Origin of the sequence: Modestobacter versicolor, assembly GCF_041028285.1 — a bacterium.
Lineage (GTDB): Bacteria > Actinomycetota > Actinomycetes > Mycobacteriales > Geodermatophilaceae > Modestobacter > Modestobacter versicolor_A.
The window spans coordinates 129,095-145,920 of record NZ_JABGDB010000003.1 but is presented as its reverse complement, the minus strand read 5'-3'; the positions used below and the strand labels follow the sequence as shown (position 1 = coordinate 145,920).

At 74.8% G+C, this 16,826-nt stretch carries 16 protein-coding genes; 7 read left to right on the top strand and 9 right to left on the bottom strand.

The features are described from left to right. The first annotated feature begins 64 nt into the window (after positions 1-64). Positions 65-904 (top strand): IclR family transcriptional regulator domain-containing protein, encoded by an 840-nt coding sequence (locus HL054_RS11940; protein WP_369139227.1) that lies wholly within the window; start codon positions 65-67, stop codon positions 902-904. Positions 905-929: 25 nt separating this feature from the next. Here HL054_RS11940 and HL054_RS11935 read toward each other — a convergent pair whose 3' ends face one another. After that, positions 930-2,912 carry an acetoacetate--CoA ligase gene (locus HL054_RS11935; RefSeq protein ID WP_369139226.1) on the bottom strand — a complete coding sequence of 661 codons (1,983 nt, stop codon included), beginning with the start codon at positions 2,910-2,912 and terminating at the stop codon, positions 930-932. 78 nt (positions 2,913-2,990) lie between these two features. On the opposite strand from HL054_RS11935, the gene HL054_RS11930 reads away from it, so the two are divergent. Continuing rightward, the gene (locus HL054_RS11930; protein ID WP_369139225.1) at positions 2,991-4,163 is read left to right on the top strand and encodes a glycosyl hydrolase; all 1,173 of its coding nucleotides are present in this window, start codon (positions 2,991-2,993) and stop codon (positions 4,161-4,163) included. Positions 4,164-4,193: 30 nt separating this feature from the next. Here the strand turns inward: HL054_RS11930 and HL054_RS11925 are convergent, their stop codons facing one another. From HL054_RS11925 to HL054_RS11900, 6 genes are all read right to left on the bottom strand, one after another. Further along, positions 4,194-4,610 carry an ATP-binding protein gene (locus tag HL054_RS11925; RefSeq protein WP_369139224.1) on the bottom strand — a complete coding sequence of 139 codons (417 nt, stop codon included), beginning with the start codon at positions 4,608-4,610 and terminating at the stop codon, positions 4,194-4,196. Continuing rightward, a complete protein-coding gene (locus tag HL054_RS11920) occupies positions 4,600-4,935 on the bottom strand; it encodes an STAS domain-containing protein (RefSeq protein WP_369139223.1) in 336 nt (111 codons plus the stop codon). The genes HL054_RS11925 and HL054_RS11920 overlap by 11 nt, the downstream gene beginning before the upstream one ends. Then, positions 4,932-6,911, bottom strand: a complete 1,980-nt coding sequence (locus tag HL054_RS11915; protein WP_369139222.1) for a glycosyltransferase family 2 protein — start codon at positions 6,909-6,911, stop codon at positions 4,932-4,934. Before HL054_RS11915 ends, HL054_RS11920 begins: the two co-directional genes overlap by 4 nt. Next, positions 6,908-8,113, bottom strand: coding sequence for a PP2C family protein-serine/threonine phosphatase (locus HL054_RS11910; protein ID WP_369139221.1), 1,206 nt, complete (start codon positions 8,111-8,113; stop codon positions 6,908-6,910). Before HL054_RS11910 ends, HL054_RS11915 begins: the two co-directional genes overlap by 4 nt. A gap of 270 nt (positions 8,114-8,383) precedes the next feature. Further along, positions 8,384-9,175: a CPBP family intramembrane glutamic endopeptidase gene (locus tag HL054_RS11905; protein WP_369139220.1), complete on the bottom strand. Its 792-nt coding sequence runs from the start codon at positions 9,173-9,175 to the stop codon at positions 8,384-8,386. Next, positions 9,172-10,086 (bottom strand): NAD(P)H-binding protein, encoded by a 915-nt coding sequence (locus HL054_RS11900; RefSeq protein ID WP_369139219.1) that lies wholly within the window; start codon positions 10,084-10,086, stop codon positions 9,172-9,174. Before HL054_RS11900 ends, HL054_RS11905 begins: the two co-directional genes overlap by 4 nt. A 91-nt stretch (positions 10,087-10,177) precedes the next feature. On the opposite strand from HL054_RS11900, the gene HL054_RS11895 reads away from it, so the two are divergent. The 3 genes from HL054_RS11895 to HL054_RS11885 all read left to right on the top strand — a co-directional run bounded on the left by HL054_RS11895 (position 10,178) and on the right by HL054_RS11885 (position 11,643). After that, complete coding sequence (locus HL054_RS11895; protein ID WP_369139218.1) at positions 10,178-10,603, top strand: DUF2237 family protein; 426 nt, start codon at positions 10,178-10,180, stop codon at positions 10,601-10,603. A gap of 36 nt (positions 10,604-10,639) precedes the next feature. Continuing rightward, entirely contained in the window at positions 10,640-11,134 is a 495-nt protein-coding gene (locus HL054_RS11890) for a glutathione peroxidase (protein ID WP_369139217.1), read from the top strand. Positions 11,135-11,226: 92 nt separating this feature from the next. Then, entirely contained in the window at positions 11,227-11,643 is a 417-nt protein-coding gene (locus HL054_RS11885) for a DUF2510 domain-containing protein (RefSeq protein ID WP_369139216.1), read from the top strand. Between the two features lie 37 nt (positions 11,644-11,680). Here HL054_RS11885 and HL054_RS11880 read toward each other — a convergent pair whose 3' ends face one another. After that, a complete protein-coding gene (locus HL054_RS11880; protein WP_369139215.1) occupies positions 11,681-12,085 on the bottom strand; it encodes a VOC family protein in 405 nt (134 codons plus the stop codon). Between the two features lie 228 nt (positions 12,086-12,313). Here HL054_RS11880 and HL054_RS11875 point away from each other — a divergent pair, with 228 nt between their 5' ends. After that, entirely contained in the window at positions 12,314-12,736 is a 423-nt protein-coding gene (locus HL054_RS11875) for a hypothetical protein (protein ID WP_369139214.1), read from the top strand. Next, the gene (locus HL054_RS11870) at positions 12,733-13,995 is read left to right on the top strand and encodes a glutathionylspermidine synthase family protein (protein ID WP_369139213.1); all 1,263 of its coding nucleotides are present in this window, start codon (positions 12,733-12,735) and stop codon (positions 13,993-13,995) included. Before HL054_RS11875 ends, HL054_RS11870 begins: the two co-directional genes overlap by 4 nt. A gap of 151 nt (positions 13,996-14,146) precedes the next feature. Here HL054_RS11870 and nhaA read toward each other — a convergent pair whose 3' ends face one another. Then, a complete protein-coding gene (gene nhaA, locus HL054_RS11865) occupies positions 14,147-16,801 on the bottom strand; it encodes a Na+/H+ antiporter NhaA (RefSeq protein ID WP_369139212.1) in 2,655 nt (884 codons plus the stop codon). Between the last annotated feature and the right edge of the window lie 25 nt (positions 16,802-16,826).

The following is a 16,826-nucleotide window of genomic DNA, read 5'->3' as shown; positions in this document are numbered from 1 at the left end:
GGGACGGAACGCCGGCCGACGTCGTCGCCCGGCGCGGGCACCACGGACGCAGGATCGGGGACCGATGGACGAGGCAGCCGGCACCGCGGCCGACGGGCCGGTCGACGGCGCGGCCCCGCGGGGCGACTACTTCGTGCAGTCCCTCGAGCGGGGCCTGGCGGTGATCAAGGCGTTCTCCGCCGCGGAGCCGGAGCTCACCCTCAGCGAGATCGCCCGGCGCACCGGGATGACCCGCGCGGCCGCCCGCCGGTTCCTGCTCACCTTCGTCGACCTGGGCTACGTGGCGGTCACCGACCGGCGGTTCCGGCTGCGGCCCACGGTGCTGGAGCTGGGCTTCACCTACCTGACGACGCTGTCGCTTCCCCAGCTGGCGATGCCGTACCTGGTCGCGCTGTCCGAGGAGCTGCACGAGACCGCGAGCGTGGCGGTCCTGGACGGGCCGGACGTCGTCTACGTCGCCCGCTCGGGCAGCCGCCGGGTGATGGTCACCGGCATCACCATCGGCACCCGGCTCCCCGCCTACGCCTCCTCGCACGGCCGGGTGCTGCTGGCCGGGCTCACCGACGAGCAGCTGGACGCCTACCTGGACCAGGTGCGGCTGGTCGCCCGCACGGCCCGCACGGTCACCGACCCGGCCGTCCTCCGCGAGCTCGTCGCCGAGACCCGGGAGCGGGGCTGGAGCCTGGTGGACCAGGAGCTGGAGGAGGGCGTCACCGCGATCGCCGTCCCGGTGCACGGGCCCGCGGGGGAGGTGCTCGGCGCGATGAACGTCGGCACGCACTCGGCCCGGCACACCCCTGAGCAGCTGCACGCGCTCGCCCTGGACCCGCTGCGGGCCGCCGTCGGCCAGCTCGAGCGGGACCTGCTGCTCACCGGCGTCCGGACCGGCCAGCAGCTGCGCTGACCCGGCCCACGGAGGCCAGGCCGGGTCACCGGCCGGCCTGGCGGGCGCGGGCCAGCTGCACGTAGTGCTCGACCACCGCGGGGTCGTCGACGGCGCCGACGTTGAGCGCCTTCTCCGGCGGGACGCCCTGGAACAGCCGCTTCAGCGGCACCTCCAGCCGCTTGCCGGTGCGGGTGTGCGGCACCCCGGGGACGACGGTGATCTCGTCGGGGACGTGCCGCGGGCTGGCGTTCGCCCGGATCGCCGCGCGGATCTCCGCCGTCAGCTCCGGGGTCAGCTCGGTGCCCGGGGTCAGCTGGACGAACAGCGGCATCCAGTACCCGCCGTCCCGCTGCTCGACGCCGAGCACGACGCAGTCGACGACGGCCGGGACGGCCTCCACCGCGGCGTAGATGTCGGCGGTGCCCATCCGCACCCCGCCGCGGTTGAGGGTGGAGTCCGACCGGCCGGTGATCAGGCAGGTGCCGCGCTCGGTGACCTCCAGCCAGTCGCCGTGCCGCCACACCCCGGGCCACGGCTCGAAGTAGGCCTCCCGGTACCGCGAGCCGTCGGCGTCGCCCCAGAACCCCAGCGGCATCGAGGGCATCGGCTCGGTGACGACGAGCTCGCCGAGCTCACCGACCACCGGCCGGCCCTCCTCGTCCCAGGACGCCGCCGCGACGCCGAGCATCGGCCGCTGCAGCTCACCGGCGGTGACCGGCAGCAGCGGCGAGCTGCCGATGAACCCGGTCGCCACGTCGGTGCCCCCGGACAGCGACCCCAGGGGGATGTCGGGCCGCACGGCGTCGTGCACCCACCGGTAGGCCGACGCGGGCAGCGGCGAGCCGGTCGAGCCGATCGCCCGGAGCGCGGACAGGTCGTGGGCCTCCCCCGGCCGCACCCCGGCCTTCTCGCAGGCCGACAGGTACCCGGCGCTGGTGCCGAGGTAGGTGATCCCGGTCCGCGCGGCCAGCGCGAACTGGGCGTCGACCGCCGGGTACGCCGGGGCGCCGTCGTGCACGACCACCGTCGCGCCGGCCAGCAGCGCCGAGGTGGCGATGTTCCACATGATCCAGGCGGTGGAGGCGTACCAGTAGAACCGGTCGCCCGGGCCGACGTCGATGTGCAGGCCGGCCTGCTTGCGCTGCTCCAGGACGACGCCGCCGTGCCCGTGCACGATCCCCTTGGGCAGCCCGGTGGTGCCGGAGGAGTAGACGATCCACAGCGGCGCCGCGAAGGGCAGCGCCTCGAAGACCGGCTCCTCCGGGACGCCCACCGCCTCGGCCCAGGACAGCGCGCCGTCCGGCAGCTCGTCCGGGTGCAGCCGGGGGACGGCGATCGTCGTCCGGACGCTGGGCAGGGCGGCCCGCAGCTCGGTGACCACGTCGCGCCGGTCGTGCGGCCGGCCGTTGAACCGGTAGCCGTCGACGGCGACGAGCACGACCGGCTCGATCTGGGCGAACCGGTCGAGCACGCTGCGGGTGCCGAAGTCCGGCGCGCACGAGGACCAGACCGCGCCGATGGCAGCGGTGCCGAGGAAGGCGACCACGGCCTCCGGCACGTTGGGCAGGTACCCGGCGACCCGGTCGCCGCGCCGGACGCCGAGCCGCCGCAGGGTGGCCGCGAAGGCGCCCACCTGCCCGCGCAGCGTGGCCCAGGAGACCTCGACCGGTTCGGTGTCCTCGGCGACCGCGACCAGCGCGGGGTGGTCCTCGGTGGCGTACCGCAGCGCTTGCTCGGCGTAGTTGATCGTCGCGTCGGGGAACCACTCGGCGCCGGGCATCTGCCGCTTCGTGAGCACCCGGTCCTCCGGGACGTCGGGCAGCACGTCGAAGAAGGTGGCGACGTCGGCCCAGAACTGGTCGAGGTGCTCCACCGACCACCGCCAGACCGCGTCGTAGTCCGGCGGGCTGCCGAGGTCGAGACCGCGCCGGCCGGCCACCCAGGCGGCGAACTGCCCGAGCCGGCTCGCGGCGATCGACTCGGGGGTCGGGGACCAGAGGGTCTCCGGCGACGTGTCAACGCTCACGTCCGGAGCCTCCCACCGCGGGCTCGCCAGCGGCGCGTCGGAGCACCCCCGGACCGGCCGGTGTCGGATCGTTGCCGGGTGCGCGCGCGGCTGTCGACCCTGCCCCTCCTGCTCAGCCTGGCGCTGGTCGCCACGACGGCGGCGTGCACGGCACCGGAGGCGGCCACCGCCGACCCGGGGTGCACGCCGCTGCCGGCTGCGGACCTGGTGCCGGCCGACGGCGTCCTGGTCGGGGCCAACGTCGACTGGGGCGCCCAGACGCTGGCCGAGTACGGCACCGCGCTGGGCCACCGCCCGGCGGTCGCGGTCAGCTTCACCGCGTTCCCGATGAGCGCAGCCGACGGCGTCGACGTCGCGGCCGCGGTCGAGCAGGTCCGCGCCGACGGCGGGGTCCTGCTGCTCACGCTGGAACCGGTCGGTGGCCTGGCCGCGGTCACCGACCAGGTCGCTGCCGCCCTCGCCGAGCAGCTGGACGGCTGGAACCGCACCGGCGTGCCCGTCGTCGTCCGTCTCGCGCACGAGATGAACGGCTCCTGGTATGCCTGGGGACAGCAGCCGGCCGCGTACGTCGCCGCCTTCCGGCGGGTCGCCGCGGCGGTGCACGCGGCGGCTCCGGGGTCGGCGATGATGTGGGCGCCCAACTACGGCGGCGGGTACCCGTTCACCGGCGGCCCGCACCAGGCCGCCGCGGGCAGCGCCGACGCCGCGGCGCTGGACACCGACGGCGACGGCGCGGTCACCGCGCTGGACGACCCCTACGCGCCGTACTGGCCCGGTGCCGACGCCGTCGACTGGGTCGGGATGTCGCTCTACCACTGGGGTGCGGCAGCACCGTGGGGCGAGAACGAGGTGCCCGAGCCCGGCAAGCTGGTCGCCCAGCTGACCGGCGAGTACCTGGGCGCCGGTGGCGACGAGCGCGCCGTGCCGGACTTCCACGGCGTGTACGGCGTCGGGTTCGACAAGCCCGTCGCCATCCCGGAGACGGCGGCTCTCTACGTCCCGGGGGCCGGCGCGGCCGACGAGCTCGACGTCAAGCAGGGCTGGTGGCGCCAGGTGCTCGACCCCGGCCTGCACGAGGCGCTGCCCCGGTTGGCGATGGTGAACTGGTTCGAGTGGGCCAAGCAGGAGCCCGAGGTCGACGCGGAGGTCGACTGGCGGGCTGCCGCCGACCCGGCGCTGCGCAGCGCCTTCCTCGCCGACCTGCCCGGCTGGGCGCGCTGGGCCGGCGACCTGCCGCGCTGCTCCCCCTGACACCGTCCGCGGACGACCCGCCCCGGAGGCTCAGCCGGGCGAACGCCGACGCACGACCAGCCAGTGGTTGTCCGAGCCGTCGTGCCGGTAGCTGAGCTCGTCGACCACGGCGAGCACCAGCGCCAGGCCCCGGCCGGACTCGGACATCGCGTCGGGCATCGTGGCCTCGTCGAAGTCGACGTCCACCCGGCGCCCGGCGTCGCGGAAGCGCGCCTCCAGCCGGTCGGCGAAGACCTCGACGGCCAGCCGGAAGTCGATCGGGCCCGGCGCTGCTGCGTGCTCGATGATGTTGCCGGCGATCTCGGTGACGCCGAGCTCGAAGCGCATGCGGTCGTCGGGGAGCACGTCCGGGTGCTCGGACCAGACCGCCTCGAGCAGGGTGTGCACCAGGTCCAGGGACGCCGGTACGGCCGGGCCGGAGACGCAGTGGCGGGTCTCAGTCGCCACGGAGGGCCTCGGGCACGCTGCCGTAGGGGCGCAGGACGCGGTCGAGGTTGGTGAGCTGCAGGACGGTCATGACCTGCGGCTGCAAGGCGGCGATGCGCAGGTCACCGCCGGCCTGCCGGGCCTGCTTCAGCCCGCCGACGACCGCCCCGAGGCCGGAGGAGTCCATGAACTCGCAGTCCCCGAGGTCGATGACCACGTGCGTGCGCCCGTCGCCGACGGCCTGGTCGACCGCCGCGCGCAGGTCGCCTGCGTGCACCATGGTCAGCCGGCCCTGCGGGCGGAGCACCGCGACGTCGTGGGCCTGGGAGGTGTCCAGCTCGATCATGTCCTCGTCCTCTCGGGGGAGCGCGGTGCGCGGTGGCGCGCGGCCCGCAGCACGATGCTGAGGACCAGGAGGTCGTAGGCGACCCATGCCAGGTTGACGTAGGTGCCCTCGGCGGTGGCCAGGCCCAGCTGCAGCCGGACCGTGCCCACCACCGCGGCGACGACCAGCAGGGTCATCGCCACCAGCTGCGGCCGGATCAGCCGCCAGGTCGGGCCCTCGTCGCCGCCGGCCTTCGGCGTCACGACGAAGCCGAGTTCGCGGGCGAAGAGGACGTTGCCCACGGCGGTGACGCACGCCCTGATCCACAGCGGGAACAGCGCCAGGCTGTACTGCTGACCACGCCAGGTCCGCAGGCCCTGCCCCACCACGCGGAACAGCAGCTGGCTGGCCACCAGGTAGGGCACCAGGTGCAGCCAGAACGCGTCGCCGTAGCTGACCACCGGCTGCACGCCGGCGACCAGGTAGAGCACCGGGGCGGCCAGGAAGGCGAGGGCGGCGAACCCGGCCAGGTAGCTCCACATGGTGGCCAGGTACATCAGCCGCTGTCCCAGGCTGAGCCCCCGCTGCACCAGCGGGTTCTCCTTGAGCATCACCTGGAGCGTGCCCTGGGACCAGCGCAGTCGCTGCTGCAGCATCGCGCCCAGGCTCTCCGGCGCGAGACCCCGGGCGAGCACCTCGTGGTGGTACACGGACCGCCAGCCCAGGGCGTGCAGCCGCATCGCCGTGGCCATGTCCTCGGTCACCGAGATGGTGGCCAGCGGCATCACCGGCTGCGCCTCGCCGGCCCGGTCCACCTCGACCGCGGCGACCAGCGCCTTCACCGACTCCAGGGCGCCCAGCGGCGACCAGTCGCGGTGCGCCAGCCGGGTGAGCACCACGTCGTCGGTGAGGGTCGCGGTGCCACCTCCGACCGTGGGTGCGGGCAGGGCCGCGATCTCGGCCAGGTCGGCGTGCAGCCGGGCCAGGTCGTCGGCGACCACGTCCCGGCCGGCGGCGTCCACCCGGCGCTGGAACCGGTGGGTGACGTCGGAGACCGGCTGGCCCGACGCGAGCTCCGAGCGGGCGCGGCCCACGGCGACGTCGACGGCGTCCAGGGCGGCCGCCACGGCGGGCCCGTGCGCCGCGGCGTCGCGGCGTGCCCCGGCGACGACCGACCGGGCGGCCCGCAGGGCCCGGGCGACCCCGCGTTCGACGTCGCGGACGTAGCCCACGATCCCCAGCTGCATGAGCGCCTCGCGCCGGACGACGGCGTTCGACCCGCAGAAGTAGGCGGCGTTCCAGCCGTCCTTGCCCTGCTGGATGGGGCCGTAGAACAACGGCGCCTGGCTGCCCAGCACGTCGGACCCGGCGACGTTGCTGAACCACTGCGGGGTCTGCACCAGGGCGACGCGCGGGTCGTCGAACCAGCCGAGCGTCCGGGTGAGGATGTCCGGCGAGGGCACCTGGTCGGCGTCGAGCACGAGGAGGAACTCGCCCTCGGTGACCAGCAGCGCGTTGTTGAGGTTCCCGGCCTTGGCGTGCCGCGGCCGGTCGACCCAGTCGGCGCTGCGGGTGAGGTAGCCGACGCCGGCCTCCAGAGCCGCCGTGCGCATCTCCTCGCGCGCCCCGTCGTCGAGCACCCACGTGCGGTGCGGGTGACGGATGGCGAGCGCTGCCCGCGCGGTGGTGAGGACGAGGTCGACCGGCTCGTCGTACGTGGTCACGAAGACGTCGACGGTCGCGTCCTGCGGCGCCGGTGGGGCTGCCGTGCGCTGCCGGATCCGCCAGGTGGTGAGGCCGAAGAAGAACGCGTCGACCAGGCTGTAGGTCTCCGCCAGCGCCAGCGGCACGGCGATCCACCAGTGCGCCCAGTTCACCGAGTCCAGCCAGCGCCAGACCAGGTAGTCCACGCCGGCGACGAGGGTGAGCAGCACCAGCACCCGGATGAGCACGCGGCGCCCCCGGGAGACCTCGCGCAGCGCGCGGTGCCGGCTCACGACGTGCGCCGGACGGCCACCACGGTGACGTCGTCGAGCCGGACGCCGAGGCGCGTGGCGAGGACGGTGAACCGGTCGACGAGGTGGGTCGCGTCGACGCAGTCCCGGACGACCTCGGCGATCTGGTCGAGGGAGTCGAGCGTGCCGTCGTAGAGGTCCAGCAGCCCGTCGCTGAACGCCAGCGCGGTGTCGCCCGGCTCCAGCTGCACCGCCGCCTCGGTCCAGACCTGGTCGGCCAGGACGCCGAGCGGGAGCCCGCCGGCCTGCGGTCGGTGCGCCGTCCCGTCGGCGCGGACCAGCAGCATGAGGCCGTGGCCGGCGTCGGCGTACCGGAGCAGTCCGCGCTCGCGGTCCAGGCGGGCGTGGCAGAGGGTCACCATCCGCCCGGAGCGCTCCAGGTCCTCGTGCAGCGTGGCGGCTGCCTCGGTGACCGCCTGCCCGGGACCGGCGTCCCGGGTGGTGGAGCGCATCACGGCGCGCACCGTGGCCATGATGATGGAGGCCGGCAGGCCCTTCCCCATCACGTCGGCCAGCGTCAGGACCAGGTCGCCCCCCGGGGCGTGGTACCAGTCGAAGAAGTCACCACCCACGCTGCCCGCCGGCAGGCACATCCCGGCTACCTCGTAACCGGCCACCTCGGGCACGCAGCGGGGCAGCAGTGCCTGCTGCACCCGGGCGGCGCTGTCCAGCTCGGCGGTGCGGTCGAGTTCGCGCTGCACCCAGGAGGCGAGCTCGGCCAGCAGCGTCTGCTCCGCCCCGCTGAACTGCCGCGGTCGCTCGTCGACGAGGCAGAGGGCGCCCACCCGGTGCCCGCCGGCGCCCACGAGCGGGTGCCCGGCGTAGAAGCGGATGTGCGGAGGCCCCACGACGGACGGGTAGTCGGCGAAGCGCTCGTCGGCGGTGGCGTCCTCGACGACGAGGGTCTCGGTGTCGCGGATGGTGTGGTCGCAGAAGGCGGTCTCCCGGGGGCCGTCCCCGAGCGCCATCGGGCCGTGTTGGGACTTGTGCACCTGCACCCGGTCGGTGACCAGGGTGACCGCTGCGGCGGAGACGCCGAACAGCTGCTGGGCCATCCGGGTGATCCGGTCGAAGCGCTCCTCGGTGCCCGTGCCCAGGACGTCCAGCATCTCCAGCGCGCGCAGGCGGGCCGGCTCGTCGACCCGGGCGAGGCGGGTGACCTCGGCGGCGGTCGCGATGGGCACAGGTGGTCTCCTCTGGCACGTCCTCGCCGGCCGGTGACCCGGCGCAGCGGGGGCCGCAGCGGTCGCGGCCCTCCCGTCCACCATCGGCCCGTGGCCCGGGGTGCTTGAGGAACTCGTGCCGAGGCCGGCGCGGCCTCCCACGCCGGGTCCGGTACGCCGGTCCGTGCGGGTGGACCGGTGGACCGCACCGCGGGACGAGCGGGGTCCAGCCCTGCCGGTGGGACGAGCGGTCCGCCGCCGAGGCCGCGTGGTCCCGGTCGACGACCGGGCTCAGGGCTCGGCCGGCTGCTCCACGTCGATGGAGGGGCGGTCGGCGAACAGCGGCGGCAGGTAGCGCAGCATCAGCACCGACCAGGTGAGGTGGGTGAGCGCCGGCGCCTGGATGCCGCCGGTGACCCGCCGCTGCAGCGCGAACAGCAGGCCCATCGGCACCGACGCGAGCACCAGCGCCGGGTTGCGGGTGGCCACCGTGGCCAGCGTGTAGACCGCCGAGGACTTCAGCACCGGGTGGTCGACGCCCGCCGCGGCGTACAGCGCCCCGCGGAAGAAGACCTCCTCGGCCAGCCCGTTGGCCAGCGTCGTCACCGTCACCAGCCCGGGGTTGCCCTGCTGGGCGTAGCGGAGCACCCGGGTGACCGCCGCCTCCAGCGGGGGGATGCGCTTGGCCACCAGCGCCGCGCCGTAGAACAGCCCGAACGCACCGGCTCCGGCCGCCACCGGGGTGAGCAGCGGCCGCCGGAGGGTGGCCTTCGGCGTCTGCACCCAGCCCAGGTGCAGCGGCCCGGAGGCCAGCCCGCCGGCGACCCAGGTGCCGGCCACCCCGAGGGTGAGCGCGTAGAACGACGGCGAGTCCGGCTTGCGGGACAGCGACACCCCGAGCAGCCCGGCGCCGGCGACGGACACCCCTGCGGTCACCCGCCGCCGGCGGCGGAAGGCGGCGTCGGACTCGTGGTGGTCCCGCGGCACCTTGTCCACCAGCCAGGACGGCGCCGCCGCCAGCAGCCGGCTGAGCCGGTCGTCGGAGATCAGCGCCTCGCCGAGGCGCCGTCGCTGCCGGGTCAACGGGAGCTCCGGGCGCCGGCGACCCGCCGGGCCTTCGCGCGCTCACCGAGCGCGGTGAGCACCGCCTCGTCGTAGGGCATCGGCTCGAAGGGCACGATCCGGCGGATGGCGTCGTCCTTGACCACGACCTCGTTGGTCATCGAGTCGATCAGCGACCGGCCGGTCTGCACGTCGACGCTGGTGACCAGCGACAGCCAGCGGGAGGACAGCTGGGGGCTGAGCAGCGGCACCGGCACGATCAGCAGCCGGCGCCCTTGGATCTCCGCGACCCGGGTGAGCATCTCCAGGTACTCGAGCACCTCCGGCCCGCCGACCTCGAGCACCCGCCCCTCCGCCTCGGGCGCCTCCAGCACGCCGACCAGGTAGCGGACGACGTCGGCGACCGCGATCGGCTGGGTCTTGGTGTGCACCCAGCGCGGGGTGACCATCGCCGGCAGGTGCGCGACCAGCTGCCGGGTCATCTCCCACGAGACGCCGCCGTGGCCGACCACGATGCCGGCCCGGAGCACGGTCACCGGGACCCCGCCCTCGGCCAGCAGCTCCTCGACCTGCCGGCGGCTGCGCAGGTGCGCGGAGAGGTCGTCGGAGTCGTCGCCGAGCCCGCCGAGGTAGACGATGCGCCGCACGCCGGCGTCGGCGGCGGCCCGGCCGAACGAGCGGGCCGCCTTGGCGTCGCGCTCCTGGAAGTCCGCCGAGTCCAGCGAGTGCACCAGGTAGTAGGCGGCGTCGCAGCCCTCCAGCGCGGTGCGCAGCGACGCCTCGTCGCCGACGTCCCCGGCCACCGGCGTCCCCGCCCCGGAGTACTGCTCGGGGTGCCGGGTCATCGCCCGCACCTCGTGCCCGGCCTCTTCCAGGGCCGGCGCCAGCCGACCGCCCACGAACCCCGACGCCCCGGTGACCAGTACTCGCACTCCCCCACCCTTCCGGTGATGTCCGTGGCGCGCGACTCAGAGGTGGACCACCCAGCGGGCGCCCGGGGCGGGACGAGGCGATGATCGGCACGTGCAGACACCCGGTGAGGAACGCAACGTGCTGGGTGGCCCGCTGCAACCGTGCGGGACCGACCCGATGACCGGCTTCACCCGTGACGGCTCGTGCAGCAGCGGCCCGGCCGACCGGGGCAGCCACACCGTCTGCGCCGTCGTCTCCGCGGAGTTCCTGGAGATGCAGCGGCAGCTCGGCAACGACCTGGCCACCCCGCGCCCGGAGTACGACTTCCCCGGCCTGCGCCCCGGCGACCGCTGGTGCGTCGTCGCCGTGCGCTGGCTGCAGGCGCTCGAGGCCGGCGTCCCGACCGGTGTGGTGCTGGCCGCGACGAACGTCAAGGCGCTGGACGTCGTCCCGCTGGCGGCGCTGCGCTCGCACGCCGTCGACGTCCCCGACGACCTGTCCTCGCTGGGGGAACAGCCCTCCGACGGCAGCGGTTGACTCCGGGACCCCCCCGTGCCCCACCGAGGAGACCCGTTGACCGACCTGCTGGCCCTGCCCCTGACCACCCTCGACGGCGAGCCGACCACGCTCGGCGCCCTCACCGGTGGGCGTGCCGCGCTGGTGGTGAACGTGGCCAGCCGTTGCGGGCTCACCCCGCAGTACGGCGGGCTCGAGGCGCTGCAGCGGGAGTACGCCGACCGCGGGTTCACCGTGGTGGGCGTGCCGTGCAACCAGTTCGCCGGCCAGGAGCCGGGCACCGCGGAGGAGATCAGCACCTTCTGCTCGGCGACCTACGGCGTCACCTTCCCGATGACCGGGAAGCTCGAGGTGAACGGCGACGGCGCCGCGCCGCTGTACCGCGAGCTCACCCGGGTGCCCGACGCCGGCGGCGAGGCGGGGCCAGTGGCCTGGAACTTCGAGAAGTTCGTGCTCGACCCGCAGGGCTCGGTCGTCGCCCGGTTCCGCCCGCAGACCGAGCCCGGCGCGCCGGAGGTCCGGATCGCCATCGAGGCCGTCCTGCCCGCCTGACGGGCCGCCTCCCCGCCTGAGCGGGGCCGATGACCTACCTTGCTGTCCGGGTCGGCCGTGCCGCGCCGGCCCGCCCACCCCGAGGAGCCCGCATGACCACGTCCCCCGCCGGCTGGTACCCCGACCCGGCCGGCAGCGGCGGCACCCGGTGGTGGGACGGCACGTCGTGGGGCGAGCACGTGCAGCCCGCCGTCCAGCCGGTCGCCTCGGCCCCGCCCTGGGACGCGACCCGGCCCGCGGACCAGCAGTGGGGTGCCGGCTCGGCGCAGCCCTGGGCCGGCACGCCGGAGCCCGCGGCCCCGCAGACCTTCCTCAAGCGCAACACCAGCAGCCTGGCCGCCCTCGCGCTGGTGGTCGTCTGCGTGCTGATCGCGGTGACCACCGACTACATCGTCTTCGCCTTCATCCCGGCGATCGTCGCGATCACGGCGGTCCAGAAGAAGGAGCCGCTGGCGTGGCCGGCCCTGGGCATCGGCGTGGCGCTCGTGATCTGGCGGTTCATCGCCTGAGCCACCGCCCGGCCGGCCGGGGCCGCCGCTCCGCTGCTCAGCCGGCGATCGTCGCGGGGTCCATCCAGGTGACCTCCCAGCCGTTGCCGTCCGGGTCGGCGAAGCTGGTGCCGTACATGAAGCCGTGGTCCTGCGCCGGCTGCCACGGCTTGCCGCCGGCGGCCAGCGCCTTCTCCAGCATCTCGTCGCACTCCGCCCGGCTGCCTGCCGACAGCGCGAGCAGCACCGTGGGCGCCTGGGACGGGTCGCCCACCTGGCCGCTGGGCACGAAGCCCGCGAACTTCTCCCGGGTCAGCAGCATCGCCACGATGTTCTCCTCGACCACCATCGCCGCGGCCGTGTCGTCGGTGAACTGGGCGTTGTTGACGAAGCCCAGGGCGGCGTAGAAGTCCTTGGCGCGGTCCAGGTCGGTGACGGGCAGGTTCACGAAGATGTAGCGCACGAGGTCTCCTCGGGACGGGCCGGCCGGGGCCGGCGGGGCGGGACCCCACCGGGCCCTCAGCTGATCAGACGGCCGGCCCCCGCGGAAGTCATCGGTGGCGGGTCCCCACCCCCTCGGCGGCAGGACCTGTGAGGATGGGACGGGCCGGGTGGCCAGACGCCCGACCGGTCCGACAGCATGGGCGGCAGCCGCGCCTCTGGTGGCCGGTGAGGTGAGGAGCGCAGACGGGTGAGCACGACGTCGAGGAGCAACCGGGTCAAGGCCGTGATCGGCACGGTCAGCCTGACCGGTGCGGCCATGGGCTGGCTGACCGCCTGCGGCACCGGCACCGACCAGGACGACGACGCCCGCGAGGTGTACTGCGTCGACGAGCAGGACCAGGTCGTCGACGACGACCAGTGCGAGGAGGCCGAGCGCAACGGCGGGTTCGTCGGCGGGGTGCCCTTCTTCTTCCTGCTCGGCGGCTTCGGCGGCAACCGCTACTCGGTGGGCCAGACCATCCCGAACCAGTACACCGGCGCGGCCACCCGGGTGAACCCCTCGGACTCCAGCGCGCGGTCCCGGTCCGGCCTGCCCGGCAGCGGGAAGGTCACCTCCGGCACGCGGATCTCCGGGGGCATCGGCTCCGGCGGAGGCGGCGGCGGCTCGTGAGGCGGCTCTACGGCAAGGCCCGGCTCGGCTGGGAGGCCGAGATCGAGTCCCAGGGCCTGGTCTACAACAAGACGACGCTGCCCGGCGGCGAGAGCCGGTCCTACTGGCGCGAGGACGTCTTCTACGACTTCACCGGCGCCGAGATCGACCGGCTGGCCGAGACCACCGACCAGCTGTTCGCCGCCTGCGTGGAGGCCGGGGAGCTGGCGCTGTCCGACGAGCGGCTGCTGGACCGCATGCGCATCCCGCGGGACGCCCGGGACGTCGTCCGGGCCACCTGGGAGTACGAGCCGCCCAGCGTCTACGGCCGGTTCGACCTGTGGTGGGACGGCGCCGGGGCGCCCAAGCTGCTGGAGTTCAACGCCGACACCCCGACGTCGCTGGTCGAGGCCGCGGTCGTGCAGTGGGCCTGGCACCTGGAGACCGGTCAGGGCAAGGACCAGTGGAACCAGCTCGACGACCGGCTGGTCGCCGCCTGGGCGCGCAACCTCTCCCGCTGGGAGGCGCACTACGGCCGCCGCCCGAAGGTGCACCTGGCCTGGACCGAGGGCGACACCAGCGGCGAGGACTGGATGACCGTGGCCTACATGTCCGACTGCGTGCAGCGGGCCGGCTACGAGGCCATCGTGCTCACCACCGAGGAGCTCGGGCTGGACACCGGTGACGCCCGGTTCTACGACCCCAAGGGCAACCGGCTGGACGTCGTCTTCAAGCTCTACCCCTGGGAGTGGCTGGTCCAGGACGAGTACGGCCCGTCGGTGATCGCCGACATCCGGCTGCCCGGCGGGACGACGTGGGTCGAGCCGATCTGGAAGATGCTCTGGTCGAACAAGGGCCTGCTGCCGGTGCTGTGGCAGCGCTACGAGCACGACCCGGTCATCTCCCGGCACCTGCTGCCGGCGTACTTCGCCGACGACCCGCGGGCCCGGGAGCTGGAGGCCACCGGGTTCGCCCGCAAGCCGCTGTTCGGCCGCGAGGGCAACAACGTCGAGCTCATCGCGCCCGGCGGGGAGACCCTCGCCGCCCTCGGGGGCCGCTACGGCGCGGAGGGCTGGGTCGTGCAGCAGCTCAGCCCGCTGCCGGACTTCGCCGGCCCCGACGGCCCGCACCACCCGGTGCTGGGTGCCTGGGTGGTCGACGGCGAGGCGGCCGGGCTGGGCATCCGCGAGTCCGACGGGCTGATCACCGACGACCTGTCCTTCTTCGTCCCGCACACCATCGACTACGTGCGGCCGCCGAACACCACCTGGTCGGCCTGACCCGGCGCTCGACGTCGTCCGCAGCCGACGTCCCCGCGCCGGTGGCCGCAGCCAACGTCCTGGCTCACCCCGCGTGCTCCTGGCTCACCTCCCAGCGTGAGCCCGGAGCACGCGGGATCAGGTGACCTGATCCCGGGCGGCCGCGCGCGGGTCAGGTCGAGGTCAGGTCGCGGGTCGCCGTGCCGGCCGCGAGCACCAGCTCCTCGCGGGTGGGCTCGACCAGCACCCGCCCGTCGGCGCGGATGACGACCGGCGTCTCGGCCCCCTCCACCTCGGCCTCCGCCAGCAGCCGCCGGGCCGCGGCGTCGTCGGCCGGGTCCAGCCACTGGTGGGCGATGCCGTCCTCCTCCAGCCGGGCGCGCAGCGCGACGCTGGCCGGCCACCGCCGGTCGCCGACCACCCGCAGCCCGCTGGCCTGGCCGATGAGCATCGCCCGCCGGAGCAGGAAGGAGCGGGTGACCAGGTCGCCGAGCTCGCGGTTGCGGGCCAGCAGCGACCGCAGCCGCTCCAGCGTGATGACGACGACCTCCCCGGCCTCCGCGGCGACCAGCGAGCGCACCGGCCGCTGCCCGGCCAGCTGGTTGAGCCCGCCGAGGAAGCGTCCGGCACCGTGCACCGCGATCACCCGGGGCGCCGCGCCGTCCACGCCGTCCAGGGGGCCCTCCACGATGGCCACCGAGCCGGACAGGATGACGAAGAAGTCGTACTCGGCAGCGCCGGAGCGCAGCAGCACCTGACCGGGCTCGGTGCGCACCCGCCGGCCGGCCCGCTGGAACTCCCGCAGCTGCTCCTCGGTCAGCCGCGGCGTCGACCCGTCGTCCGGCGTCTCGGCGAAGTGCTGGCCGGGCACCTTCACCAGCCCGGGCAGCTGGGCTGCGGGGGTCACCATCACCAGCGGCCGGCCGCCCGCCCCGGTCGCCGGCTCCGGCGGCGCCTGGTGCCGCGGGCCGCGCGGGTCACTGTCCAGCAGCGCGGCGGCGAGGGCGTCGGTCGCGGTCGGCCCCTCGTGCCGCACACCGTTGACGAAGAACGTCGGCGTGCCGCCCACGCCGCTGGCCTCGGCGGAGGCGACGTCGGCCCGCACCCGGGCGGAGAACGTGCCGTCGCCGAGGTCCTGGGCGAACCGGCCCAGGTCCAGCCCGAGCGCGGCGGCGTGGTCGAGCAGGTCGTTGGCCTCCAGCTGGTCCTGGTGGGCGAACAGCCGGTCGTGCATCGCCCAGAACGCGCCCTGCGCGCCGGCCGCCTCGGTGGCCTCGGCGGCCAGCTCGCCGTGCGGGTGCACCTCGGGCAGCGGCAGGTGCCGGAAGACGTAGCGCAGGTCGTCGCCGAAGCGGCTGCGCAGCTCCTCGACCACGCCGGTGGCCCGCCCGCAGAAGGGGCACTCCAGGCCGCCGAACTCGACCAGCTCCAGCGGTGCGCCGACCGGACCGCGGACGTGGTCGCGCTCGGGGTCGACCGGCGGGTCCAGCAGGTGCGCGCCCTCGGGCTGCTGCACCGGGTCACGGCGGGCGAGCAGCCGGAACAGCCCCATGCCCATCGCCGCGGCGGCCACCGCGGCGGCCAGGATGCCGACCATCGCCTCGTCGCGCAGCTCGGTGTCGGGGAAGGCGAGGTCGGCGACGAACAGCGAGACGGTGAAGCCCAGGCCGGACAGCGCCGCCCCGCCCCACACGCTGCTCAGCGGCACGCCGGGGGGCAGCGAGCCCAGCCGCATCCTCACCGCCAGCGTCGCCGCGCCGCCGATGCCCACCGCCTTGCCGACGACGAGGGCGACGAAGACGCCGAGGGTGATCGGCGAGGTGACCGCACGCCCGAGCAGCTCGGTGCTGAAGTGCACGCCGGCGTTGGCCAGCGCGAAGACCGGGACGACGACGTACCCGCTCCACGGCACCAGCAGCGCGCCGATCCGCTCGTTGGGCGAGATGGCCCGCTCGACCGACAGCTTGGCCTGCCGGGCCAGGGACACCTGGGGCGACTGCCGGAAGGCCCGGGCCAGCACGCCGGCGGACTCGACCTCCTCGCGGCGCGGCGGGTAGGCGCTGACCAGCAGCCCGAGCAGGACGCCGCCGATGGTGGCGTGCACCCCGGAGGCGTTCATCGCCAGCCACATCGCCACCCCGACGGCGAAGTAGGCCGGGCCGCGCCAGACCTGCAGGCGGGCCAGCAGCTGGAAGCAGAGGATGCACAGCGCCGCGATCGCCAGCGCGGTCAGGTCGATCTCGTCGGAGTAGAACACCGCGATCACGGTCAGCGCCCCGATGTCGTCGACGACCGAGAGCGACAGCAGGAAGACCCGCAGCTGGGTGGAGGCCCGGGGGCCGGCCAGCGCCAGGGCACCGAGCAGGAAGGCGGTGTCGGTGGCGATCGGGATGCCCCAGCCGTTCGCCCCGGGCCCGCCGGCGTTGAACGCCAGGTAGATGCCGGCCGGGACGACGAGGCCGGCCAGCGCCGCGATCGCCGGGATGGACAGCCGGCTGCGCTGGGTCAGCTCGCCCATCTGCAGCTCGCGGCGCACCTCCATCCCGATCAGGAAGAAGAAAAAGCACATCAGCCCGTCGTTGACCCAGTGCCGCAGGTCCATCGCGACCTCGGCCGAGCCGAAGGTCAGCGCGAACTCGGTGTGCCAGAGGCGCTCGTAGGAGTCGCTCCACGGCGAGTTGGCCCAGACCAGCGCCGCCAGGGTGGCGACGACGAGCAGGCCCGCGGAGGCCGCCTCGGTCTGCAGCATCCGCCGGGCCTGGGCCGACAGCTGGGCGATCAGGTGGCTGGAGGACGACCGGGTCGTCGTCCGGGGAGGTGCGCTCACCCGGTCTTCCTACCGTCCCTGTGTG